Annotated in this window: 22 protein-coding genes and 4 pseudogenes; 6 read left to right on the forward strand and 20 right to left on the reverse strand. The window is 70.5% G+C overall.

Annotated features, from left to right (window positions below; translation table 11 throughout):
• Positions 1–167 precede the first annotated feature (167 nt).
• Positions 168–620, reverse strand: a complete 453-nt coding sequence (locus ACIP84_RS15525; RefSeq protein ID WP_401798225.1) for a phospholipase — start codon at positions 618–620, stop codon at positions 168–170.
• A 297-nt stretch (positions 621–917) separates the two neighbouring features.
• Here ACIP84_RS15525 and ACIP84_RS15530 point away from each other — a divergent pair, with 297 nt between their 5' ends.
• The 5 genes and pseudogenes from ACIP84_RS15530 to ACIP84_RS15550 form a co-directional block, all read left to right on the forward strand.
• Positions 918–1337, forward strand: a complete 420-nt coding sequence (locus ACIP84_RS15530) for an MmcQ/YjbR family DNA-binding protein (protein WP_401798226.1) — start codon at positions 918–920, stop codon at positions 1335–1337.
• Positions 1338–1741: 404 nt separating this feature from the next.
• The gene (locus ACIP84_RS15535; protein WP_401798227.1) at positions 1742–2401 is read left to right on the forward strand and encodes a glyoxalase; all 660 of its coding nucleotides are present in this window, start codon (positions 1742–1744) and stop codon (positions 2399–2401) included.
• Positions 2402–2472: 71 nt separating this feature from the next.
• Positions 2473–2907, forward strand: a complete 435-nt coding sequence (locus ACIP84_RS15540) for a YdeI/OmpD-associated family protein (protein WP_401798228.1) — start codon at positions 2473–2475, stop codon at positions 2905–2907.
• 122 nt (positions 2908–3029) lie between these two features.
• Positions 3030–3491 (forward strand): DoxX family protein, encoded by a 462-nt coding sequence (locus tag ACIP84_RS15545; protein WP_401798229.1) that lies wholly within the window; start codon positions 3030–3032, stop codon positions 3489–3491.
• Positions 3492–3499: 8 nt separating this feature from the next.
• A pseudogene (locus ACIP84_RS15550) lies at positions 3500–3609 on the forward strand (IS5/IS1182 family transposase); the annotation flags it as partial.
• Positions 3610–3908: 299 nt separating this feature from the next.
• On the opposite strand, the pseudogene ACIP84_RS15555 reads toward ACIP84_RS15550, so the two are convergent.
• The 5 genes and pseudogenes from ACIP84_RS15555 to ACIP84_RS15575 form a co-directional block, all read right to left on the reverse strand.
• Positions 3909–4442, reverse strand: a pseudogene (locus tag ACIP84_RS15555) (transposase).
• A gap of 11 nt (positions 4443–4453) precedes the next feature.
• Positions 4454–4921, reverse strand: coding sequence for a hypothetical protein (locus tag ACIP84_RS15560; RefSeq protein WP_401798230.1), 468 nt, complete (start codon positions 4919–4921; stop codon positions 4454–4456).
• A gap of 83 nt (positions 4922–5004) precedes the next feature.
• Positions 5005–5642, reverse strand: a pseudogene (locus ACIP84_RS15565) (IS5 family transposase); the annotation flags it as partial.
• Positions 5643–5731: 89 nt separating this feature from the next.
• The gene (locus tag ACIP84_RS15570; RefSeq protein ID WP_401798231.1) at positions 5732–6019 is read right to left on the reverse strand and encodes a hypothetical protein; all 288 of its coding nucleotides are present in this window, start codon (positions 6017–6019) and stop codon (positions 5732–5734) included.
• A 223-nt stretch (positions 6020–6242) separates the two neighbouring features.
• The gene (locus ACIP84_RS15575) at positions 6243–6869 is read right to left on the reverse strand and encodes a TIGR03086 family metal-binding protein (protein WP_401798232.1); all 627 of its coding nucleotides are present in this window, start codon (positions 6867–6869) and stop codon (positions 6243–6245) included.
• A gap of 62 nt (positions 6870–6931) precedes the next feature.
• On the opposite strand from ACIP84_RS15575, the gene ACIP84_RS15580 reads away from it, so the two are divergent.
• Positions 6932–7888, forward strand: a complete 957-nt coding sequence (locus ACIP84_RS15580) for a helix-turn-helix transcriptional regulator (RefSeq protein WP_401798233.1) — start codon at positions 6932–6934, stop codon at positions 7886–7888.
• A gap of 148 nt (positions 7889–8036) precedes the next feature.
• Here ACIP84_RS15580 and ACIP84_RS15585 read toward each other — a convergent pair.
• The 14 genes and pseudogenes from ACIP84_RS15585 to ACIP84_RS15650 all read right to left on the reverse strand — a co-directional run bounded on the left by ACIP84_RS15585 (position 8037) and on the right by ACIP84_RS15650 (position 23715).
• A pseudogene (locus ACIP84_RS15585) lies at positions 8037–9022 on the reverse strand (DUF6357 family protein).
• Positions 9023–9124: 102 nt separating this feature from the next.
• Complete coding sequence (locus ACIP84_RS15590) at positions 9125–9778, reverse strand: hypothetical protein (RefSeq protein WP_401798234.1); 654 nt, start codon at positions 9776–9778, stop codon at positions 9125–9127.
• Between the two features lie 123 nt (positions 9779–9901).
• On the reverse strand, positions 9902–10615 hold the full coding sequence (locus tag ACIP84_RS15595) for a hypothetical protein (protein WP_401798235.1): 714 nt from the start codon (positions 10613–10615) through the stop codon (positions 9902–9904).
• Positions 10616–10982: 367 nt separating this feature from the next.
• Entirely contained in the window at positions 10983–12719 is a 1737-nt protein-coding gene (locus tag ACIP84_RS15600; RefSeq protein ID WP_401798236.1) for an ATP-binding cassette domain-containing protein, read from the reverse strand.
• Positions 12712–14433, reverse strand: coding sequence for an ABC transporter ATP-binding protein (locus tag ACIP84_RS15605; RefSeq protein ID WP_401798237.1), 1722 nt, complete (start codon positions 14431–14433; stop codon positions 12712–12714). The genes ACIP84_RS15600 and ACIP84_RS15605 overlap by 8 nt, the downstream gene beginning before the upstream one ends.
• 61 nt (positions 14434–14494) lie before the next feature.
• Positions 14495–14617 carry a hypothetical protein gene (locus ACIP84_RS15610; RefSeq protein WP_355964626.1) on the reverse strand — a complete coding sequence of 41 codons (123 nt, stop codon included), beginning with the start codon at positions 14615–14617 and terminating at the stop codon, positions 14495–14497.
• Between the two features lie 38 nt (positions 14618–14655).
• Positions 14656–14781 (reverse strand): hypothetical protein, encoded by a 126-nt coding sequence (locus ACIP84_RS15615; protein ID WP_355964627.1) that lies wholly within the window; start codon positions 14779–14781, stop codon positions 14656–14658.
• Positions 14782–14881: 100 nt separating this feature from the next.
• Complete coding sequence (locus ACIP84_RS15620; protein WP_355964628.1) at positions 14882–15040, reverse strand: hypothetical protein; 159 nt, start codon at positions 15038–15040, stop codon at positions 14882–14884.
• A 54-nt stretch (positions 15041–15094) separates the two neighbouring features.
• Entirely contained in the window at positions 15095–15262 is a 168-nt protein-coding gene (locus tag ACIP84_RS15625; protein ID WP_355964629.1) for a hypothetical protein, read from the reverse strand.
• 54 nt (positions 15263–15316) lie between these two features.
• Positions 15317–15472, reverse strand: coding sequence for a hypothetical protein (locus ACIP84_RS15630; protein ID WP_401798238.1), 156 nt, complete (start codon positions 15470–15472; stop codon positions 15317–15319).
• Between the two features lie 30 nt (positions 15473–15502).
• A complete protein-coding gene (locus ACIP84_RS15635) occupies positions 15503–17293 on the reverse strand; it encodes an alpha/beta hydrolase family protein (protein ID WP_401798239.1) in 1791 nt (596 codons plus the stop codon).
• Positions 17290–20064: a class IV lanthionine synthetase LanL gene (gene lanL, locus ACIP84_RS15640; RefSeq protein ID WP_401798240.1), complete on the reverse strand. Its 2775-nt coding sequence runs from the start codon at positions 20062–20064 to the stop codon at positions 17290–17292. The genes ACIP84_RS15635 and lanL overlap by 4 nt, the downstream gene beginning before the upstream one ends.
• Positions 20065–20287: 223 nt before the next feature.
• A complete protein-coding gene (locus tag ACIP84_RS15645) occupies positions 20288–23119 on the reverse strand; it encodes a LuxR C-terminal-related transcriptional regulator (protein WP_401798241.1) in 2832 nt (943 codons plus the stop codon).
• Positions 23120–23253: 134 nt separating this feature from the next.
• The gene (locus ACIP84_RS15650; protein ID WP_401798242.1) at positions 23254–23715 is read right to left on the reverse strand and encodes an Lrp/AsnC family transcriptional regulator; all 462 of its coding nucleotides are present in this window, start codon (positions 23713–23715) and stop codon (positions 23254–23256) included.
• Positions 23716–23796 lie beyond the last annotated feature (81 nt).

Genomic DNA, 23796 nt, shown 5'->3' on the forward strand with positions numbered 1-23796 from the left:
CCGGAACCGCTGAATCGACCGCTACTTCGACGACTTCGCCCCCGTCGACTCCCTGCCGCGCCCGCCACGGCCCGTCAGGACATGGTCACGGCGGCCATGGCGCGCCCACCATGCGGCCGGCGTGGGCGGGAGGTTGGGGCGGGGGCGTGGCGGCGCGGCACAGGCGGTCAGCCGAAGGCTTTGACCGCCTGGTAATAGGTCCATGCCGTGCTGTTGCATGCCGTCTTCGTGGCACCGCTGTAGTTGAGGCACACGCGCTTCAGGTCCTCGTACAGGGCGCTGTCCAGACGGGACTTGTTGGCGCTGAAGGTACCGGCGGCCTTGTAGTTGCGGTAGCCGAAGTCGTGTCGGGCGCACGACATCGAGAAGGGGAAACCGAAGGGGTTGTCCGGCGAGGTGGAGCAGTAGTCGGTCGACCAGTCGAAGGCGTAGGCGGACCATGCACCCTGATTGGCCCTGGCTGCGGCCCAGACGTTGTAGCTCGACGCGCTGGTCTGCGTCCAACTGGAGAGCACCTGGGGTTTGTCGGCGGGGGCGGCGGTGGCGACGTTGGCGGTGACGACGGTGGTGAGCAGGGCCAGGGCCGAGGCGGACAGGCCGACGGCAAGTCTTTGGTGCATCCCACACCTCCATGAGGCTACGGCTCGCCTATGAGCCGCAGGTACATGACAAGATGATTGACGGGGCAACAGCGTTTGTATAGACCTTGACGCGTTGGCTTTCGTGCGAAGACTTCAGCGGGCGCGGGCCTGGGAGCGGGCGCGGTAACCGCGCGGCACCTTCTGACGTGGTTGGGCGGCTCGGCCTTGTCGGTCGAGACACGACCTGGATTCCAGCATCACCTACACCGTCCAGCTGATCGAGGGCTGCCCGGCCGCGTCTGGCGTGGGATTCGCGAGGGTCGATAGGGTCGGCCCATGTCCAGTCCTGGAGACGTGCCGCCGGAGATCCTGAACAGGTTGCGGTCGATCTGCCGGCAGCTGCCCGAGTCGTACGAGGAACCAGCCTGGATCGGTGTGCGCTGGCGAATCCGTACGCGGACGTTCGCCCATGTCTACACGCCGGACGTGGAACGCTCCCCGGTCTACGCATCGTACGTAACCGCAGGTCAGGAGCCGGTCGTGATGACTTTTCGGGTAGCCGCGGACGACCTGCTCGGCCTGACCGCCACGGGGTTCCCGTTCTTCCGTGCCGACTGGGGCCACAACGTTGTCGTTGCCGTTCTCGGTGACCACACCGACTGGACCGAGCTCGCTGAACTGATCACGGACAGCTACCGAGGGATGGCTCCGAAGTTCCTCGCAGCCAGGCTTCCTCCCCTGCCACCGCTCAGCTGACCGGCCGTGGGCCTCGTCTCCCGCCAGACCTGGGAAGGAGGGCGGGATGGACCGGCCGCCGGGTGCTGGGTCCGTCGCGGCCAAGGCCAGCCGCCCGCTGGCGTTGTGAACAGCGTTCGTGGCCGGCTCTGTCCTTCCGTCGGAGGGGGGAGCAGTGCCCACTCGACGTGGACGGCGGGTGGGGGAGTCGTCAACGGCTTCGCTCGCAGCGCGCAGCTCGCCATGGAGGTCCTGCGGACGCCGGTACGGGGTGCCGTGGTGGAGGGCTCGGGGCGGCCTGCACGACGACTGTCCAGCGGGTCGGGAGGGCACCGGCGGGTGCGGGGACCAGGAGCATGTGGCGTCGGCCGACCGGTCAGGAATCGAGAAGCCCCGGCTGCCGCCCGGCCCCTAGCGTGACGGTCATGGCAACCACCGCTTCCACCGCAGCCCACACGTCCCTCACGTCTGTCACCCTTGAGGTGGCCGACGTTGAGGCCGCTCGTCGTTTCTACCACGCCTTCGGCGTGGACACCTACATTCGCCTGCGGGCGTCCCACGCACCCACCACCGGGTTCCGCGGCCTCACTCTCGCGCTGACGGTGTCCGGTCCGGCCACCGTGGACGGTTTCGTCGGCGCCGCCCTGGAGGCCGGCGCCACGGTGCTGAAGCCCGCAGCGAAGTCGCTGTGGGGCTACGGCGGTGTCGTGCAGGCCCCGGACGGGACGATCTGGAAGATCGCGACTTCGGCGAAGAAGGACAGCGGCCCCGCCACCCGTGAGATCGACGAGGTCGTGCTGCTGATCGGCGTCGAGAGGGTGAAGGCCACCAGGGAGTTCTACGTCGGCCGGGGCCTGAGCGTAGCGAAGAGCTTCGGTGGCAAGTACGTCGAATTCACCGCCGGCCCCTCCAGTCCGGTCAAGCTCGCGCTGTACAAGCGTCGCGCCCTGGCCAAGGACCTCGGGGTGGCCGATGACGGCACCGGATCGCACCGGATCGTCCTGGGCGGCACGGCCGACGCCTTCACCGATCTTGACGGGTTCGACTGGGAGCCTGCTGTCTCCCTCCCCGCCCATACGTCCTGACCCAGGCACCGCCCATACGGACCGACTGACCGGCGAACACGCGCCGATGCGAGAACGACAGGAGATGGATCATGAAGTTTCGCACCCTTGTCGAGCCGCCTGAGCCGATGCGGGGTCTGGCGGTTCCGCCCGAGGTGGTGGCAACGCTCGGCGGGGGAGCACGGCCGCCCGTGACGATCACGCTCAACGGGCATTCCTGGAAGAGCCGGGTCGCCCTCGTGCGAGGTCGTCGCCTCCTGGGCCTCAGCAATGCCAACCGGCGGGCCGCGGGTGTCGCCATCGGCGAGGAGGTCGAGGTCGAGCTGGAGCTCGACACCGAGCCCCGCGTCGTCGTCGAGCCCTCGGACTTCGCGCGGGCCCTCGACGACAACCCCGTCGCCCGAGCCGCGTACGACAGCCTTCCTCGCAGCCGTAAGCGTGAGCATGTGCGCGCCATCGAGAGCGCGAAGCGGCCGGAGACGCGCCGACAGCGCGTCGAGAAGGCCCTGACCACCCTGCAGGGCTGACCCCGCTCCGGAAGGAAAGCCCCCGGCCGCGGCACGGCGGGGCACGCGGCACCGCAGGGCCCCACGGCACCGCAGACCGCGCGCTGAGTCCCGGCCCTGCCCACTTCCCTTGAAAGGACACCATGTCGAAGCGACTGATGACGGGTCTGTACTGGTTCCTGGCCCTGGAGTTCACCCTGGGCGCCGTCACCAAGTTCTGGCCGGGCGACACGATGTTCAGCTCGGCCTACTCCACGAAGTTCGCCGACTGGGGGTACCCACCCTGGATGCGTTTCGCGGTGGGTGCCCTGGAGGGCATCGCCGCCGTCCTGCTCGTGGTTCCGGACCGGCGAACGCGCTTCCTGGGCGCCACCACGCTGATGTTCGTCCTCACCGGCGCCGTCACCACCCACATCGTCAACCACGACCCGGCCATCGAGAGCTGGGCCGCCCCGACCCACCTGTTCATCATGGGCGTCCTCGCACTGGCCAACTGGCCGGCCGACTGGCGCGACCTCCTGAGGACCTCAGCGCACGGCCCCTACGAATCTGGCGCACACCCCACGGAAACGACCAGATCGCGGCACCTCACAGGCAATCCCTGACGTACTGCTCCGGCTGCGCCTGGCGGGCCCTGCCACCATGCTTCTGGTCTCGAAGTCGACCACGCACCGCCGATTCCTGATCTGGTCGAGCGCCGACGGCGTGGGCCGCCAGCACGAGGAGCGCACTCCGGCTGTAGATCGTGAGCGTGGCCCAGGTCACGGCGCGCGCCGCCATCCGTGAACGCCTTCATGCCTGCGGAGTCCCTACCCTGAGTCTGAGCGGGAGTGCGCGCATTCCCGCAGGTTGCGGTGCCGTGGCAGAGCGGCCCATGGCGATCGCCGTGCGCGAGGTCCAGCCCACGGCGACTGACGGAGACGGGGAGCGGACCTTCTCCCATCTGTCCGCGGGTTCAAATCCCGCCGGCGCCGCAACCGAACCGGTGAGCCTCTGGATAGGGCAACCGCTAAGACGTCATCTCATTTGGTGAGTCTGCGATAGCAGATGAGGGTGCAGGCGATGCTGGTGAAGGCGAGGAAGTGGTCGGCTTTGCGTTCGTAGCGTCCGTGGAGGCGTCGGCAGCCGGCGAGCCAGGCCATGGTGCGTTCGATGGTCCAGCGGTGCCGGTCCAGTCGCTGTGAGGACTCGATGCCTTTACGGGCGACGCGGTGGGTGATGCCGCGCCTGCGTAACCATCGCCGCAGGTGGAGGTAGTCGTAGCCCTTGTCCGCGTGGAGCTTTCCCGGCTTGCGCCGCCTGCGTCCGCGGCGGGAGCGGACCGTCGAGCACCACGCGGTGCAACTTGGCCCACACGCTGCTCACAAGCCGAACGACGCTGTCGGCAGTTGCTGCCACGTGCAGCCCGACGGGGCCACGAAAACAATCGCCGCCAGCACCTCCCGGTCGCCATGCCGACGCCGACCACCACTCTGAGGCCGCGACGGCGCCTCCGGCCCCACCCGCTGGAACAGCTCCCACGGCTCATCCGGCACCAGCCGCTCAACAATCCCCATGACTGTCGCGCCTACGACTTGGTGGAGCAGATGGTCTCGATCCAGGTCGCATGGAAGTCACGGCAGACAAGGAGGAGGGTGCCGTCCCAGCAGGCGATCTCGTGGCTGCAACCGTCCCTGTGCGGCAGGATCTCGTCGAGAATCACAGTCCCGAGGTCCGTTCCTCGGTCCTCGTCGGCGGGATCGATGATGAAACTGGACACCCCTACGTAGCGGATCAGCAGGTCCTGGTCGTGCTTCCAGCAGTTGTGCCGGAACTCGACCTCCACATCCTCACCGCCGGCGCCCCGGACGGCCCGAAGCGTCAGGTCCTTCACACATCGCCTGCTGCCGAAGTCGTAGTGGTCCGCGTCGGTGGCGAAAGCCCGGGCGCCCGGCGGCAGGTCGCCGGAGATCGAGGGCAGGTGGCTCAGGTAGCGAGCCGGGTCCAAGGCCCCTGACAGGTCACCGACCTGCGCGTCGAGATTGACGTACTCCATCGACCTTCGCCCCTGACGACCTCCCACTGGCCGACGAACCGCCGCACAGACTCACCAAATGAGATGACGTCTAACTGATCGTTTCAGAATGAGGTTCGGAGTCGTCGCAAGCAGATGCTACTGCAGGCGAGTTGCAGCAGGCCGAGGTGGAGGTCGGCGCGTATCTCGTAGCGGGTGCGGAGTCGTTTGAACTGATGGAGCCAGGCGACGGTCCGTTCCACAACCCAGCGGGTCTTGCCCAGGCCGGAGCCATGTGAGACGCCTCGGCGGGCGATCTTGGGTGTGATGCCGCGGGCCTGCAGGATGCGCCGGTACTTGTCGTAGTCGTAGCCACGGTCGGCGAACAGTCGACCCGGCCGGTGCCGGGCTCTCCCGCGGACTCCGCGGATGCGGGGATCGCGTCCAACAAGGGTGTCAGCTGGGTGACGTCATGCCTGTTTCCCCCGGTCAGGGTGACGGCGAGGGGCGTGCCGTGCCGGTCGGTGATCAGGTGGTGCTTGCTGCCCGGCCGTGCGCGATCGACTGGCGAAGGTCCAATTTGATCCCCCCTTCAACGCCCGGACGTGCGAGGCGTCGATCGCGGCGTCGTCCATGCCGAGCACGCCGGCCTTGCGCAGTTCAGCCAGGAGGACCTCGTGCAGACGGGGCCAGACGCCGGCTTCGGTCCAGTCCCGCAGCCGCCGCAGGCCGTCACCCCGCTGCACCCGGTCCGCTCGGTGGGAACGTCTCTCCAGCTCACATTCTTGGGGTGGCGCACTCATCGATCACGACACCCGGCACCACAGTTGCAGGGACGCGGCACGTGTGGGTTCAGCCGATGACGAACTGTTCGAGACCCGTCTCCGACAGCGAATCCTGAGAGTCCAGACGGGCCGCCTCGGCAACCAGCCAGTCGTACTCCTCCCGCAGCACCGGGATGCGGTGGTACTCCACGCTCCGCGCGAGGTGGTCCAGGGCGAGCTCTGCCTCGTCATTGTCGATGAGTTCGAGAACCGACTGCAGCGCCTCGGCCGGTCTCGGGTTCTCCGCCGTCCGGCGGGCGATCGCCACGACGGTGGCGCGCAGGAGGGCATCGGGGGGCTCGATGGGCTGGCTCATACCCCAAGTGTGCCCCGAACTCATTCTGAAACGATCAGTAAGAGCCCCGGCCTCCCGTCACTTGCGTTGAGCCGGGACACCGGGGCGGAACTTGCGCCCTTCATGGGGTGCGAGGAGGAGCGCAACCGTCGCGGTTGGCCGACCGGTATCGGCGCCTCCCTGGTCGAACGCGGAGGGAGGGCGAACCCAGGTATGGGGCCGCCCTCCCTCTTTCGGATGCTGCTTACGGCTTGCGTCCGCACCATGCCACGAGGCGGTCGATGGCCGGCGCGTCCGCGTCGACGTCCACCGCGGCTCCGAACGGCGCGCCGTCACGCGGTCCGGTGGGCAGCCCGCGCCTCATGGCGGCGTACGAGATCGCCACGAGCTCGGGGTCCCAGTCCGGGAGTTGGCCCGTCGCGGTGGCCACGTCCCAGGTGTGCACGGTGAATTCCGAAGTCCAGACGGCTGCTGCGGCCGCGCCCGGAAGGCTGCCGAACGGCAGGGTCAGCGTGCGGCTCAGGATCGCGGGATCCGCCCACGCCGCCTCGACCTCACGCACTGCGGCGTCCCACGCCCCCTGCCATTCGGTGTCCGCGAGGTCGTCGGCGACCGTGGGGAGACTCGTCACATCGCCGCCGCGCCCGGCGAGCGCGATCCGGCGCAGGACGGCGACGAGGTGCCCGGCCAGTCGCCGGACGGTGAATTCGGTGCAGGGCGTGGGTCCGTCGAGCTGCTCCGGGCGGACTGCGGCGACGGTACGTCCGGCCAGCTCGATTGCCTTCAGCAGATGCTGCCGGGGGTCGCCGGCGGCCTCAAGGGTGTCATCAGGCGTGACAGTGGACCGCGGGGTGTTCTCGGTGTGAGTCATGACCTCATCCTGGAAGCTGAACAGGCCACCTCCTGGCCACTTTCCGGAAGAGAATGGTCGGTATGAGAGCCGATCGCCTGGTGGCAACCCTGCTGTTCCTCCAAACGCGCACCCGTGTGACCGTGGCCGAGGTCGCCGCCGAGCTCGAAGTGTCGCCGCGGACCGCACGCCGCGACCTGGAGGCGTTGTCCACCGCGGGCATCCCCGTCTACTCACAGCGTGGCCGCGGAGGCGGCTGGTCGCTGGTCGGCGGCGCCCGCACAGACCTCACCGGGCTGACCGCCGAGGAGATCCGGGCCCTGTTCCTGCTCGCGGGCCCTTCGTCCACCACGCCCGAGCTCCGTACGGCACTGCGCAAGTTGGTACGTGCGCTGCCCGCGCCTCTGCGCTCGGGTGCCGAGGCCGCGTCGCGGGCCGGCCTTACCGACGGCACGGACTGGTCCCGCGCCGAGGTCACGGCCACCGGGCCGCACCTCGACGCCCTCCGTCGGGCCGTGGTGGACGGGATCCAGGTCCGGCTCGGGTACGCCGGCCCCGGCAAGCCCGTCGGCGTGCGAACCGTCCATCCGCTCGGGCTCGTGGCCAAGGCGGGCCGCGACTACCTCGTCGCCGAGACGGAGCAGGGTTTGCGGACCTTCCGGCTCAGCCGGGTCGCCTCGGTCGAGGCGACCGGCGAGCCCGTCGTACGGCCGCACGGCTTCGACCTTCCCACGGTCTGGCGCTCGTTCGCCGCGAGCTTGGAGGAGCGCCTGTACGCGGCGACGGTTCGGGCCCGTGCCGAGCCGGGTGCCATGGAGATCCTTGAGAGGCTGTTCGACGGGCGCCTGCATGTCGGTCCCACGCTCCCCGACGGGTGGACGGAGATACGGGTCGACGGGCCGACACCCGAGGTCGTCGCGACGCAGTTGGCCGGGCTGGGGGCCCGCATCGAGGTGCTGGACCCGCCGGAGGCGAGGGAGCGACTCTCACGTCTGGCGGTTGAGCTGGCCGACGTGTACGGACCGCCAGGCTCTCTCTGAGAGAGCCGACAAGGCGGTGACCTCCGCACCACGTGCCGCGCACCACGCACCACGTGCCACCGCGCGCCTGACTCTGTGTCCCCTGCCCCTTGCGCCCCTCGCATCAACATGAGGTTGGACAACGCTCAGTACGCGGGCTCCGGTGGGACTACCGTGCGTTGCGCCGCCGACGCGCGCGCTCGAACTCGGCGACATCCGTCATCCAGGGACCGTGCTGTTCGAGCGCGGCGCAGCCGCCGCGGACGAAGGCGCCCACCAGGTTCCGGTACCCGCCGATCCCGTCGACCAGGCTGTACTCGACGCGGTACTCCGGCTCCGACCTGCCATTCCCCTTGCGTAGCGTCGTGATCCGGGCGAGGGAGTCCGCGTAGAAGTGGAGCTGGATCCCTTCGCCCATCGCCTCGTCCTCGATGGTGAACACTTCGTTGTCCGCGGCGGAGCGATCGGCGACGAACTCCCAGAACTCCGCGGCTGCAGTGCGGGGGCCGTCCTGTAGCCACTTCTTCTCGGCGCCCTTGTCGTCGGTGAACGTCAGGGCTGTCTTCCTCGCACTCCCGCCGAAGTCGGCGCCGTGGCCGGTCGCCTCCTCGACTTCCTCCATGGGGGTGTTCCTGGAGCGGTCCGCGGCCTCCGAGCACATCAGGAAGCCCACGGTACGCACCGCGTCGTCGACGAGCGCGGGGTGGGCACGGCGGACGGCCGCTTCGACCGTCGCCTCCATCCGCTTCCACCCGTGCGCATCGCCGCGCACACCTGACCGCGCTCCAGGAGACCGATGTCGGCCCCGTGGGCGATGAGCCGGCTCCTGTCCCACCGGATGCGCTGGAAGAACGCGTCGACGTCAGCGGGCGCGGCAAGGAGGATCGGGTCCAGGAGCGCGACGGCGGCGTTCTCGTCGAGTCGGTCCCGGGTTCCGGCGGCGTCGCACAGGGGGAGGACCGCACTCCACAACAGCAGGTGTCTGGCCAGGTCCTCCCGGATCACCGCAAGATGGGCCTCGGTGATCGAGAACGTGAACGTGCGAGGCTCGTGGTTGGCGTCGGCCCCGGCACCGAGCATCAGCTTCAGCTCGCCCGCCTCGCGGATCACGTTGGGGATCCAGCCGCTCGAGCGCGTGAAAACGATGTCTCTCATGGACTCAGCCTTCCCGAGGTGGCACCGGCCGGCATCGTGGCGATGTTGTCTCCCTGCCCCACCCCGCCCCACCCCGCCGCAACCCGCCCCGCACCATCCTGTTCACGACCATCGTGCGAATTCGACGTCGAGACGATGGTCGGTGCGCACCCGGACTTCGCCTCCGGCGGCCTCGGCCGGGGCGTCGACTCGTTCGATACCGAGGAACTCGATCAGCTTGAGCAGTTCGGCCCGTTCGGCTCGGTCATCGTCGACACCGTGCGAGCCGAAGAAGACGTAGTACTGGTCACTGGGGTCCACGTAGCCCGAGTCCGCCCAGATCCGAGCGACTTCTTCGACCGCTCCCGTCTCCGTCGTGAACGTCGCAGCGCGGGCGGCACCTCGCGTCTCCGGTGACGCGTGGAGGTCGGCGAGGCCGGAGAACCACTGGCCGAAACGGTCCAGGCCGGCGTATCCGTTCTCGAAGAACAGCATGGCGCTCGGAAGGTAGCGATTGCCCCTGTCGACCTGAAGGTGTTCCGAACAAGGTTGGTCCCCATCCTTGATTCGGGAGATCACACCTTGCCCGGGCATCAGTACCAGACTCTGCCCCGATGCTGCATCCTTGATGGTGTAGGTGCCGGACTCCCGACCACGGAAGAACGCAGAGAACGCTACGTAGGCTTCCTGAGGATCACCCACGGAGACCTCTTGATCGTTGCCGTCACCGACGGTGAAGACGAACTGTTTCGGTCCGGGGTTGTAGGGGCGAGCCATAAGCGTCCTTCGTTTACGTATGAGGCCTCCCAGCGTAGTCGCATGGCCAACACAGGGACGAGGGACGAGGAGTGCTCCGAACAACCCGCACCCACAGCTGGGCGTGGCTGCTCCTTGCACGGCCTACAGCTGCCACCACCACGACTCGAGGTCCTGAGCGTCGGCGAACTCCACGGGGCTTGCGTAGGGGGAGGATTCCGCGAGGGACAGAGCCTCGGTACGGCGGACGACGGCGCGCAGATCTCGTACGGCGGTCATCGCGATGAGGTCGTCGATGTCGTACGGGCAGCCCGCGGAGCCGCCGAGAAGGGTTTCGCAGCCCAACGAGTACCACAGGCCGATGAGGTCGCGGTCCTGCTCCTTCTCCGCGGCCACGGCGATGTCGCGGACCACGTCGATCAGAGGAACGGGACGGAGCGGGGCGGCGTCCGGGCCGTGGAGTTCACCGGACGTGACCATGCGCCGCCACAAGTCGGTTCCGGCATCGCAGTACAGCAACGGCGGTTGCACGTAGCCGTCCTCCAGCCAGGACTCGTAGCCGTCGAAGTCACGGGAGTCCTCGTCGAACGTGCGCAGACCGGTGAACTCCGTCAACGCGTCGAAGTACGCGGACCGTTCCGCGTAGTCGGGGTGTCGGTCCACCCGGAACTGGTACGTGTACCCGCAGCGCAGCAGGGTGTCCATCACGCGGAACCTCGTGAACGAGACGTCGTGGCGGCTTTCGAAGTCGTACAGGACGGCGATCTTGTCCCGGAGACGGGAGTCCTCGACTCTGCTGTGCCGGTCCAGGACACGGACCGAGTCTGCGACCAGGTCCTCGATGATGTGCTCGGACATCCGGGTCTCCCTCTCTGCGCGCCCGCGGCGCTGTCGAAGCCAGCCAGCCAGCCAGGCGGCGGTGGAAGGCGAGTCACCCGTGTGCCCGTCTTCGCGTACGGCTCGCGAAACGGCTCACCGTCCACCGTCCAACGCCTACCGTCCAACGCCTGATGTCGCAACGCCCAACGCCCCAGGCCGTCGAAGGGCGTCTGGGGCCCGTCGGGCGCCAGGAGCTTGCCGTGTGAAATGACCAGTCCTGCTCGGCCCGCTGGAAGAACTTCACCGTCATGTAGCCGTGCGCGAGTTCCACCGCGAGGTGCTGGGTGAGGGAGTGCGGAGCGGCCTTGGCCATCGAGTACGGGGAGGAGGGGTGGCGGCGATTGCCTCAGAGCGAGTGCCGCGCATCCCAGTGGCCGGCCAGTCCCGCGTACGCGGGCGAGGAGGCGAGGAGATCCTCATGGGTGCCCAGACAGGTGTCGGCGCCGTCGAGGAGGAGCGTGTGCCGGGCCCGCCGGGCCGAAGCGAGGCGGTGGGCTATCACGATCAGCGTGCCCGGACGGGCCGCGAAGGCGCGCTCAGCGCGGGCTTCGGCAGACGGGTCCAGATGGCAGGTCGCTTCGTCGAGGATCACGACCTCGGCCGGGGACGCGAACGCTCGTGCCAGGACCAGGAGCTGACGTTCTCCGGCGGACAGCTGGGTCACCGGGTCGTGGATGTCGGCGGCCAGGCCGCCCAGGCGGTCGAGCAGCATTCCGGCCCCTACCTCCTCGGCCGCGCGCGTCAGGTCGGCGTCGGTCGCGTCGCACGCCAGATAGCCGAGGTTCTCGCGGACCGTGCCGTGGAAGACGTACGCCTCCTGAGGTACGAGGGCGATGCTTCGGGATCGGAGAGCCGGGTCCAGGCGGCCGAGGGTGGCCGAGCCGAGTCGGACAGTGCCCGAGCCGGGGGTCTCAAGGCCTGCCAGGAGGCCCGCCAAGGTCGACTTGCCGATGCCGCTGGCTCCGACGATCGCCAGGTGATCACCCTCCGGGATCTCCAGTGAGAGGTCCCGCAGGACGGGTTCGGCTTGAGGGCCGTAGCTGAAGGCGAGGCGGTCGACGGTCAGGTGGAAACCGACCGGCCGGCAGGCCGACGCCTCGGCGGGTTCGGCCTGTGCCGTGGGCGTCACGGTTTCCGCCAGACGGGTCAGGGTGCTTCCCAGCTGGGTCCAGTAGCCGCTGACGGAGCCCGTGACCGACGCGAGCGCGCCGATGAGAGAACCCGTCACGTAGGTGATCGCGCCGACCAGCTCGCCGGTGCTGATGCGGCCCGTCGTCACCAGCCAGGGGCCGGCGAGCAGCAGCGCCAGGAGGGGCAGGTGCCCGCCGAGAAAGACGAGAAGAACACGTACCGCTCCGAACCGTGCCGCCGAGACGGTGGCGTGGACGTACGCGTCCGTCGCCTCTGCGACCTGGTGGACGGCGTGCTCACGCGCGGCGAGGGCGAAGATGTCGCGGGCGGCGCCCAAGGACTCACCCGTCCGCACGGCGACCTGCTCCTCGGCCAGGATGAGCGCGCGGCGGCGGCGCATCATGGGGCGTAGCGTCAGCGGGAAGACCAAGAGGACGCCGAGCAGTGGAGGCAGCACCACGGCCGCTGCGATCGGGTCGAGCAGCAGCAGTCCGATCACCGCCGCGACCAGGGTGACAGCGAGTGGGCGGGCCGTGCGCAGGAGGGTGGCGACGAGGTTGCGTACGAGCTCCACCTGCCGGGTCAGTCGTGACACCACCGCCGCGTCGGCCCGGCCGCGTCGGGCGGCCTGCTCCACGGTGGCGGCGACGAGGACACGCACGAGATGGTCGCGGAGCGGTTCGACGACAGCGGCGAAGTGCGGAAACATGGCCCGCTCCGCGCCGGCCCTCGCTCCGTAGAGGCAGGCCAGCAGCGCCAGCCAGGCGAGGCCGGTAAGGGGGCGGTCCGCGAGGAAGCCGCGGTCGATCGCGGTGGCGGTCACCCATCCGGACGCGAGTGCGGGTGACGCCTCGACCAGTGACCAGGCCGCGAGGCGGGTCAGCGGGCCGCGGCTGCCGTCCAGTCCGGACTTCAGGAGACGCAGCCCGTCGCTGCTCACCACGCTAGACACCGGCGGTCTCCTGTCCGTCGCGCGCGGGCGTGCCGGCTGCTGCGAACACCGCGCGGTAGTCCTCGTCGCGCCACAGTTCCGTGTGGGGCGCGAGCGCCACGATCTGTCCGTCCTCCAGCCAGGCGACCAGGTCGCAGCGGGCGGCGGTCGCCGCTCGGTGGGCCACGATCAGCCGGGTGCGGCCGTGCAGCCGTGTGGTGAGCGCCTCGGTTACCTCGGCCTCGGTGACGGTGTCGAGGCCGGAGGTCGCGTCGTCCAGGACATACACGCGGGCGGGACGGACCAGGGCGCGTGCCAGACCGATTCGCTGCCGTTCGCCACCGGACATGGGCGCGCCTTCCAGGGGGGTGTCGTATCCGAGTGGAAGCCGGCGGACGAAGGCGTCGGCGCTGACGGTCCGGGCGGCCTCGACGACGTCGGCCCGCTTCGCGCCGCGGCTGCCGTAGCTGATGGCCTCGTGAATGGTGGTGCCGGTGAGGGCGGGGCGGTCGAAGGCATAGGTGACCTGGCGGCCGAGTTCCGTCAGCGGCAGCTCGTCCACCGGTACCCCGTCCAGCAGGACCTGCCCGCTGTCCGGGTCGCAGAGCCGGCCGATGAGGCCGGCGACCAGGCTCTTGCCCGCGCCGGAGCGGCCCACCAGAGCCGTCGAGCGCCCGGCCGGCAGGAGGAGGGACAGCCGGTCCAGGACGGGCATGCCGTCTCTGGAGAGAGTGACCTCGTGCAGCACCACCTCGCCCCCGCCGGCCGGGAGGCCGGGCCTCGTGCCGTCGACGGGCCCGGGACGGTCGAGGATCTCGGCGAGGCGGGCGGCTCCGGCGCGAACCTGTGCCACCTCCAGGAGGATGTCGACCTGGGCGAGCGCGCCGCAGGCAAGGCCCAGGTACCCGGACACGGCGAGGAGTTCCGCCGGTCCGGTCCGGCCCGACGCCACTCCCAGTCCAGCTACCGCCAGGACCAGGACCTGCGTGAGCGGGATCAGCAGCTTCAACTGCCACATGGTGCCGCGCTGAAGGTTCCACAGGGCCTGTCCAGCGCTGGCGAGGCCGGGCAGCGGGGCGAGCACCCGGTCGGTCTCGGCGGCGACCGTACCGGCGGCCCGGATGGTCCTGGCTCCCGCGAGCGCTGAGAGGAGACGCGCCGAGAGGGCGGACTGAGACTCCATGTAGTCCGCCTGCGCCGCCGTCGCGCCCCCGATGAAACGCCGCGACACGAGAACGACCACCGGCACGGACAGGGCGAAGACGAGTCCGGCCCAGGGGTCGATCCACCACAGCAGACCGAGCGCGACCACGGAACTGGCCAAGGAGATCACAGAACTCGCGACCGTCACCGTGAGTCCCGCCACGCCCGGCGCGGCCTGCACCACCCGCGCCGTGGCGTCACCGGGTGGCAGCGAGGGGCGGCTGCCGAATGTCAGGAGATGACTCACGGTGCGCAACTGCAGCCATGCGCCCGCACGTCCGACCGCCGACGAGCTCAACGGGGCTGTCGTGGCGTCCAGCACGCCGGACGCCAGGACGGCGGCACCGAGCAGCGCCACCGGTCGCGCGGCGTCACCGCCGTCCAGCGCGGCCTTCACCGATGCTGCGAGCAGCGCGGGCGTGGCCAGGCCCAGCAGTGCCCTGGTGACCATGAGGGCCACCAGGGCCGCCAGCCGGCCTCGGACACGGGCCGCCGTGCTCAGCAGCAGTGCACGGCTTCCGTCCCGGGCCATGTCGGTCTCTCCTTCTTGTCGTGCGATCCGTGCCGAGGCGGTCAGGGTGTCGCCTCCTGCGCTACCAGGTGGTGGCGCAGGTCCGGGTGAGCTGGTCGTCGAGGGTGATGCCGCAGTCGACCGCTTCGAGGTGCGTCTCCTCGCCGCGCAGCAGCTGCAGAGCGTCGATGTCGGGATCCGGCATGCGGGGAACTCCCTTGCGTGGGACGGGCCGTAGTCCGGCTACGGGACGGAGAACCAGCACGTGATCTTGCAGGAGGCGGTGCAGGGTTCCTCTTCCCGGTCGCCGACGTACAGCCGGTTCTCTTCGGCGAGCAGGAGCTGGAGGGCGTCCGTCTCGATCTCCATGGGAGGGATCTCCATTCGTGCGGGGAGGGCGTCAGTGGTGTGGGGAGGGTGGTCGGTGGTGTGACCGGCCGGGCGCGCGGGCGCGCCCGGCCGGCCGGGGTCAGCCGGTCACCAGACAGGTCTGGTTGCACGTCTGCGCGCAGGTCTGCGCGCAGGACTCCGCGTCCCGGTCGCCGACGTACAGCCGGTTCTCCTCGGCGGTGAGGAGCTGGAGTGCGTCCGCGTCGATGTCCATCACGCTGTGCCTCTCTTCTTCCATGGGTAAGGTGAATGGCCGGCCGGGCGCGCCTGCGTCGCGCGCCCGGCCGGTGCGTCAGAAGACGTTGCTGACGTTGCACGTGATGTCGCAGCTGTAGTTGCAGCTCATCGCGCAGGTGAAGGTTCCGCAGTCGCCCGCGTCACGCTCGCCGATGTAGAGCCCCGTCTCCTCGCTGTTCAGCAGCTGGAGGGCGTCGAGCCCGAGGCCGATGGTGGTGTCCATGTCCGTAGTCACCTCCTCTCCGATGTCGTTTCGGCATCCCGCCCGGTCACCGGGTCAGCCGGTGACGGTGCAGGAGATCCCGCAGGTGCCCTTGCAGGTGGCGCCCTCGCACGTGATGCCGCACGACTCGGCGTCCCGGTCGCCGAGGTACAGCGAAGCGTCGGCGGAGCCGAGCAGCTGGAGCGCGTCGATCTCGAGTTCCATGTCCATGGATTCACCCCCTTTCTTCGGGGTTTGACGTCAGGGGTGGGCGATGGCCGCGAGAGGCGGCCTGTGTCCCTGGTCCGCCGCAGCCCCGCGGGGGGTGTCGGGCCGGGCCAGGAAGTCGGTGATCTCTTGCAGGTGCGGGGAGCCCGCCAGCGGACTGAAGGCCATGTGGCCCCGGTCCGCGGGTTCGCGGTACGTGACGTGGCCGTGGCCCGCTTCGACCAGCCGCCGTGCCAGGGCGCGTGAATGGGCGACCGGGATGGTCTCGTCGAGCCGCCCGTGAAGCAGCAGCACCCGGGCCCGGATGCGCTCGGCCAACCGCAGCAGATCGCGAGGTCCGAGGGAGTCGGCCACCTCACCGTGACCCGCCAGCCGGTCGATGAGATTACGGGTCGGAACGGGTGCGTCCGCGTACAGCGCAGGTACGGAGGTGAACGGTGCCACGGCCACGCACGCTGACCACCCGTCCGGATCCGCCGCCGCCGCAAGCAGCGCCAGGAAGGCCCCGTAACTGCTGCCGAACACCGCCGGCCGGGGAGCGTCCGGCCCCCGCGCCTCCTCGACGAAGGCGCGCAGGGAACGGATGTCTGCGAGGTCGGGGCCTCCCCACGCGCCCCTGATGGCGTCGGCGTGCTCCCGCCCGTAGCCGGTGCTGCCGCGTTGGTTGGGCGCGATGACGGTGAGGCCGGCGGTGGCGAACAGCTGGAGGAGGGCTTCGAAGCCCAGGGTCCAGTGCCGGTCCGGGCCGCCGTGCAGTGCGATGACCACCGGCGCGTCGCCACGCCAGTCAGGGCCGTAGACCACGGCTTCGAGCGGGCCGTCCGCGCCGGGCACGCGCTCCAGGCGCGCGGGGTGCAGGGTCGCCCGGTCCGGCTCTGCCCGCAGGGCGTTCCCACCTGGCGGGACCCAGCCGAAGGAGGTGGGCCGGGTCGGATCCGAGTGTGCCAGCCACAGCCCTCGCCGTGTCCAGGCCGCCTCGGGTCCGACAGCCCCCAGGGGCCCCGCCACCCGCTGGACGGTACCGGCCTCGACTCGGTGGACGGCGAGTTCGGACCGTGCGCCCCGGTTGACCGCCAGGGCGAGGCGGTCTCCCGTCGGATCCAGAGCCAGCGGGGTGACGGTCGACTCCGCGGTCTGCGGTATGTCCAGGAGGCGTACCGCTGCGTCCGTCACTGTCGCCAGTCGAAGCCCGGCGCCGGTGTCCGCCGCGAGGAGTACCCGCCCCGCCCGGGACAGCAGCACATGAGCCCCGGCACCGGGAAGGTCACTGGTCAGCGGAGCGAGACGACGCCCCTCGGGGGCGGCAGGGTCGATCCGCAACGGGGTCGGTGTCCCGTCGACGACCGCGGTCACCGCCAGAGTGGCTCCGACGGCAGCCGCGCCGCCCAGCCGTCCGGGCAGCCGGGTGACGGGCGTGAGCCAGGATTCGACGTCCCCGATCCGAAAGACCGTGGAGTGGCCGTCGGAACCGTACGTGACAGCCGTGGCGATCCAGCCGGGCAGGCCGAGACCCGGCAGCAGGCGCAGCGGTATCTCCGACGGGCCGATCGGCCGGTGACCGCCGGCCGTGTCGAACAGCTCGAACCTCTGCAGTCCGCCCGGCTCGTGCCAGGAGAGCAAGGCGCGCCCGTCGTCGGTGGCCACGCACTGGGTGAGCGGCAGGTCCCGGCTGAGGGCGACCCGCAGCCTGTTCTGCGGGCCGGCGTCGGTGAGTTCCCAGGTCTCCAGGTGGCGGGCGCCGACCTCGTCCTGCGCCACGCACACCGCTCTCAGCCCGCTCGGGGAGAACGCCCTGCCACCGCGCTGAAGTGTCCTGGGGGTCACGCGGGCGCCACCCCTTCGGACGAGGTGGGCCGCCCGGCGGCGTCCAGGAGCGGGCGCGGACCGCCGTGCCGCAACCGCAGCAGATAGGAGACGGTTCCGGCTACGCCCACGCCGTAGTCGACAGTGACACGGCTGCCGCTCTCGTCGGGCAGCAGCGCAAGGCCGTCCCTGAGCGCGTGCCGGGAGTGGAGTACGGCGGCCAAGTCCTCGGCCATGGCGTGATATCGACCGCCGAGGGCCTGGTCCATGTCGAGCAGGAAGTCGCCGTTGCCGGCCAGGCCGTGGCAGACAGCGGTCCCGGTGGACCAGCGGGCCTGGTGCACGGCGGTCGCCGCCTCCTCGGCCAGCTCCCGCGCGGTGGCTTCGCCCGTGGCCCGCCACAACCGGATCAGGAAGGTGCCGACTCCAGAGGCACCGCTGCAGAGGTGGTACAGCATCCCGGTGCCGTTCTCCGCCGCGCGGTCGGTGCGCCATCGGGCGCCGCGGCCGCCGCGTTCGGCGGCCCGGGTCAGGGTGTCGCCCACTTCGAGGGCGAGATCGAGGAGGTCCGCGCGGCCGGTGGCCAGGGCGGCTTCCAGGACGAACATTCCCACGCCGGCCACGCCGTGGGCGTAGCCGAGGTGGGTGATGCCGGCGAGCTGGGAGTCGAAGTCCGCCGGGACCGGCCAGAACACGCCGTCGTCGCCGCGTACGGCCGCGGCGGCGAGGCCGTCGGCGCAGACCGAGGCACGATCCAGGAACTCCTGGCGGCCGGTGGCACGCCACAGCTTCAGCTGCGTCAGACCGGCTCCGGCCGCGCCGTGGAACAGGTCCGGGTTCGGCCAGTGCAGAGGAAGTGCGAGCGCGAGACGTTCCGCTCGCTCGGCGAGGTCGGCGTCGTTGAGCCGGCGGGCCGCGTCGTGGAGTGCCCAGGCGGTGCCGGCGCGGCCGAAGGTGAGGCCGGGAAGGGGCGGCCGGCCGCCGGTCAGCTCGACGCGGGCGGCGAGCCAGGAAGCGGTCTTGGCCAGGGCTGCTCGAAGGGCGGGGCGGGGGAGTGCCGCGTCGGCCTGCGTGAGCGTGAGGAGAACCCCGGCGGCGCCGTGCTGCACGTTGCACGGGTCTGTGCTGTCACCGAACGGGGTGCTCTGCCAGAGCCGTTCGGCGCCGTCGTCCGCAAGCGTGGCGAGCGTATGGGTCAGGCCGTCCTCGACGAGCCGCGCCACCGGGTCGCCGTCGCCGCCGTCGCCGCCACCGTCACCGTCGACGTGCATGTCGCGAGGTTCCGGCAGGGAGGCGCGAACAGAACGCGGAGGTTCCGCGTGACTGTCCAGCCAGGTCAGGAGCCGCGCCGTGTGCCAACGGTCCGCCGGCCCCTGAGCGCACAGGCCGCGCACGGCCGGGGCCAGTGTCCGGGCTGCCGCGTTGTGCGCGGTGGTAAGAGCGAGGACGCCGTCGAGCCGCTCGACCACGGGACGGAGGTTCGTCGGCTCGTCGGCCGCGAACGCAGGGCTCGTTCCGGTGCTCAGGAAGAAGAGGGTGGCGCCCACGGCGAAGAGATCCACGGCGACGTCGGGCACGGGACCGTACCGGGGGCCGTCCACGTACTCGGGCGCGCCATAGCCGGGCGTGTAGGCGCGGGTTCCCCACGCGCCGGGGCCGGCGGCGAACTCGGGGTCGATGAGGCGGAGGGATCCGTCGGTGGTGACCATCACGTTGTTCGGGGTGAAGTCGCGGTAGACCAGGCCGCGTTCGTGGACCGCACCGAGGAGAAGGGCGAGCCGGCGGCTCATGGCGCGGACTTCGTCGATGGGCAGACCCGTGCCGAAGTCGTGCAGTGCGGCGTACCGTTCGTTGATCCAGCGGGTCAGGGTCACCCCGGGCACCACGGTCTCGACGAGGAACGTGCGGTCCTCGTGGTCGAAGATCTCGACGAGCTCGGGGCCGAGACCCGAGAGCGTGGTCAGTGCCGCCGCCTCCGCGCGCAGTCCGTCTCGCGCGTCGAGGCCCGTGTACCAGCTTCCGACATGAGCGCGGGCCTCCTTGACGATGACTTCGTCGCCGGTCCGCTGGTCCAGCGCGCGGTAGACACCGCCGCGTGCGGAGTGCCGGATCGCGTGGTGGACGGCGTAGCGGTCGCGCAGCAGTACCTGCCGGGGTGAGGCCGGCGCCTTTCCCGGCCTGCCCGGCGGGCCGGGGAACGGCAGCTCCGCCCAGGCGGGCGGTGAGAACCACGGGTTGCGCCGGTCCTCGACCGCGCTGCCGTCGGGGGACTGGAGCCTTGCCTGGTGCACCCCCTCGTTGCTGAGGTGAGGGACACCGCGGAACGCGCCGTAGCGGTAGTGGACCAGGCTGCCGGTGCGGTAGGGACGGTCGGACAGGATGCGGGGGCCGGGCAGTCCAGCGGTCGCCTGGTCCAGTTCCTCGGCCAGGGACCGCAGTTGGTCGTCGTCCCGGGGGTAGGCGGTGAGGAACTTGCCGCACTGCGCGCGATCGAACCGTATGCCCGTCAGTTCCTCGACGTACTCGGCGCGGGCGGCGAACTTGAACGGACATCGCTGCCGTACGAGCACCCGTGCGGCCCGCTGCAGGACCTCGGGGGCGGAGAGCGGGGTCGCGGACACGTGGAGCTTCCAGCCCTGCACCCGGCGTTCCTGCGCCACCGGCCCGACCCGGCACCAGAAGCCGCCCTCTTCGGTCTTCCAGTCGGGGGCGCCCGCATCGTCGATCACGAAACGCACCAGGGTCTGCAGGGGGAAGCCGATGTCTTCGGTCCGAGGGGGGCCCAGTGCCACGAGAACTCCAAGATCGCGCGTGCAGGTGATGCCGAGGGGAAGGGCGGGGTGCGTCACCGGCCGCTCCATCCCGTCGGCACGATCGATTGTTCGCGCTGGCGCCCTTCCGCAGCATTGGGGAGACCCCTATGCCGGGGAAGAAGAACTCGACACGTGTGCAGGGCGATCGGTGAAGGAGCCCGCGAGCGTGCGAAGGGTGCTGGTGTCCTGGTGCCGGGGGCGGCTACCTGCCGCGGCGCAGGACTTCGGACAGTGCGACCCGGGAGGAGACTCCGAGCTTGCGGTAGGCGCGGGAGATGTGGGTCTCCACGGTGCGGGTGCTGAGGAAGAGCTGCTCGGCGATCTCACGGCTGCGCAGCCCTGCAGCGACCAGGCCGGCGATCTCGCGTTCGCGGTCGCTGAGCAGGGCCAGTGGGGGGGCGGTGCGGCTGTCCGCGGAGAGTGCGGCACGCAGACGCGCCACGCGTTCCCGCACGAGCCGTGCCGCGTGGGTACGGGCGACGAAGTCGGCGGTGTCGAGATGGCGCACGGCGGTGTCCGGGCCCTGGTCCTCGTGAAAGGCGCGGGCGCCGGCCGCGAGGGTCCAGGCGTACTCCACAGGCATGCTCGCCGACCGGAAGGTCTCCGCGGCGAGTTCGAAGAGCTTCGCCGCAAGGTCGTGCTCGTTCTCGGCCAGGTGGAGCTGGGCGCGGGCGCGGCGTACGTACGCCTCCTGGACCGCCAGCCCGAGCCGTTCCGATTCCGCTTCGGCGATCTCGAGCAGGCGGTGTGCCTCTTCGCGGTCTCCGCTGTCCAGGGTGGCCGTCACCAGCAACGCATGCAGCAAGGGGCGTGAGAAGGGCCGGACTTGGGGCAGCCGATGGGCGCCGATGGTGTCCAGGAGCGTGCGTCGGCACCCGGCGGCGTCACCGGCGAGGAGTTGGGCCTGGGCGAGCAGGCCTGTGGCTGACGCGGCCCACCAACTGGTACCGGGTGCGGCGGCGCTGGTCGCCTCCTCGACCAGGGCGACCGCCTCATGGACGGAGGCCCGGCCCTGGGACCAGACGAGCGCCGTGGCCCGGATCGCCTGCGCGAGGGTGACGGCGGGCCGTACGCCCAAGGAGCGGGCCAGGGTTTCGGCCGTCGAGGCGTGCTGCCGCGAGGCGTCCAGACGTCCGGTCCACTGCTCGGCCATGGCCAGCCCCAGCAGCCGGTGGAGCTGGATCGGCCGCTGCGGGCCCCTCTCATGGGCGGTCAGCCCCCGATGCATGTGGCGGGCGGCGTCCGCGAACCGTTCCAGGTAGAGCTCGGCGCTGCCCAGCAGCGCGAGGGTCTCCGGTGTGCGGCCGACGAGGGGATCGGGAAGGGCGTCGACGAGCCGGGCGCAGTGGTCGACTTCTGCCGCGGCTTCCTGGAGGTCACCAGCGTGCGTCGCGCACAGCGCGCTCAGGACCCGCAGCACGGTGCGGTCCGCGGTGTTCATGTCGTCGGCCGTGTCCGGCGTCTGTACGACCTCCGCGAGGAGGTCGCGGGCCTGCTCGTGCTCGCTGCGCAGGACGTGGACCAGCCCGTACTCGATGATCAGTTCCGCCGCGTCGGGCGGGAGCGGGACGGGCAGCGGTCTGGGCAGCAGAGCCAGGCCGGCTCCGACGATGGCTGTGGCCTCCGCGTAGCGGCCCAGCCGGCGCTCGGCCTCCGCGCACAGAGCGTGCGCCCTGAGCGACTGCCGATGGGCGAGTGCCGTCGGGCGACGGCCCAGCAGTTCGTGCGCGCGGGTACGGGACTCGTCAAGCCGTCCCGACGCGATCAGCGCGCGGCAGTAGGCGAGTTCCAGCTCCGTCCGGTCGGTGAGGTCGCCCTCCCCGTTCGGCGAGGCCTCCAGAGCGAGGCGAAGCCAACGGGTCGCCGCCGCCGGTTCCTGCGGGGTGATCTCGATGGCCGCCTGGGCCAGAGTGCGTGTGGCCAGTGCCGCGTCGGTGCCCAGCAGCCGCTCGGCGTGCCTGGCCCGCTCACGGACCCGGCCGCCGCCGGCCAGGAGCTCCAGGGCCCGGCGGTGGGCCCGCAGCCGGAAGGACACTCCGGCGAGCTCGTACGCGACATGGCCGACGACGGGGTGGCGGAAGACGAGGCTGCCCTTCCCGTCGCCCGCACGCACCAGGTCCGCCTGCTCGAGTTCAGCGAGTGCGTCAAGTGCTCGATCCATGTCGAGTCCGCAGAGGCGGGCGACATCCTCGGGTCGAAAGGCGCCGCCGGCGACTGCAGCCGCCGACGCGGTGAGCGAGGCCCGGGTCGACAGGGCGTCCAGTTCGGCGACCAGCGGCTTCGCCTCACGCAGCAGTCCCGCGGAGTCTGCGCCTGGACCGGCGATCCCGTGCTCGGGGCGCCAGTCCGCTGCGGCAAGCAACCGCACATAGAGGGGGTTACCTCCGGCCGTCGCGCATAACCGCTCTGCCAGAAGCCGCAGTTCGGCTTGCGTGCACTGACCCGGACCTGCGGCGGCACGCTGGTCGGCCACGAGCGTGGCCACCGCGTCGGGAACGAGCGGACCGGGTTCGATCCGCTTCACGTGTCCGGCTCGCGCTCCGTCCTCAAGTGCGCCTCTCAGCTCCCGTGTCGTCTGCCTGGGGCGGTGGACGAGGGCGAGCAGAAACGGGCGGGGCGCCGCGGACCGCACCAGCTGCGCGAGCAGCGCCGCGGAGGCCGGATCGCAGTGGTGCAGGTCGTCCAGGACCACGACGTGCCCGGCCATCCACGCGGCAGGTCGGTCGCACACCGCGTCGAACGGCCGCGCCTCCGCGCCGGCGCCTTGCCGCGCCGCCCAGGCGTCACTCAGCAGCTGCCACGGGGTGGTGTTACCGCGAACGGCGTGTGCGCGGATCACGGGGATACGCCGTTGCTCGGCCAGCGCGAGCAGCGCGCGAGCCAGTGCGGTCTTTCCGGCCCCCGGCTCACCGCAGATGTCCACGAGAGAACCCCGGCCGTGCTCCAAGGCCTCAACGGCCCCCGCGAGAACGGCGAGTTCGGCTTCCCGGCCGACGAGGCGACCTTCGGCAGGCGGTTCAGGCACTGCGGCCATGAGTGCGGTTCCCCTCTTCGCGCAGCGTTGACAAAGCAACCATACAGACGTCGAACAGGCCCCCTTGCTTCAGTTTTTGAAGCAGGCGGACAGGTGAGGTCACTAATCCAACGCCCGCGCTGCGGGGAGGTGATTCAGTCAGGTATGTCCCATGTGAACCTGTGCGCATGGATGTCGAAGTACGGGAAGGACTCCACCGCGCTCACGCCCGGAACCCCGCGAATCCTGTCGTTGATGATCGTGGACAGCTCCTCCATGCTCCGGCACACGACCTCCGCGAACAGGTCGAACGAGCCCGCTGTGGACACCAGATAGACCACGCTGTCGATGCTCTTCAGCTCGTCGACGACGCACGGAAGCCCGCCGTCGATCCTGATGCCGAGCAGTGCCATGACAGGCAGTCCCAGCTTCATCGGGTTCGTGACCGCCGCGAACTCCAGCAGGCCGCGGTCCGCCAGGCGCTGCACCCGGGCGCGCACGGCCGGAGCGGACAGCCCCACATCCTTGCCCAGGTCCGTGTACGAGGCGCGGCCGTCCTGCTGGAGCCGTCGGACCAAGGTCTTGTCGACCGCGTCCAGTTCGATACGGGCCGCCACGTGAACCTCTTTCCGTCCGAGACCTGTCGGACGCGACCGTAGCAACTGGGCGGCGCGGGCCGGCGTCCGCAGGGGACGCGC

Origin of the sequence: Streptomyces sp. NPDC088707, from assembly GCF_044752725.1 — a bacterium.
Taxonomy (GTDB): domain Bacteria; phylum Actinomycetota; class Actinomycetes; order Streptomycetales; family Streptomycetaceae; genus Streptomyces.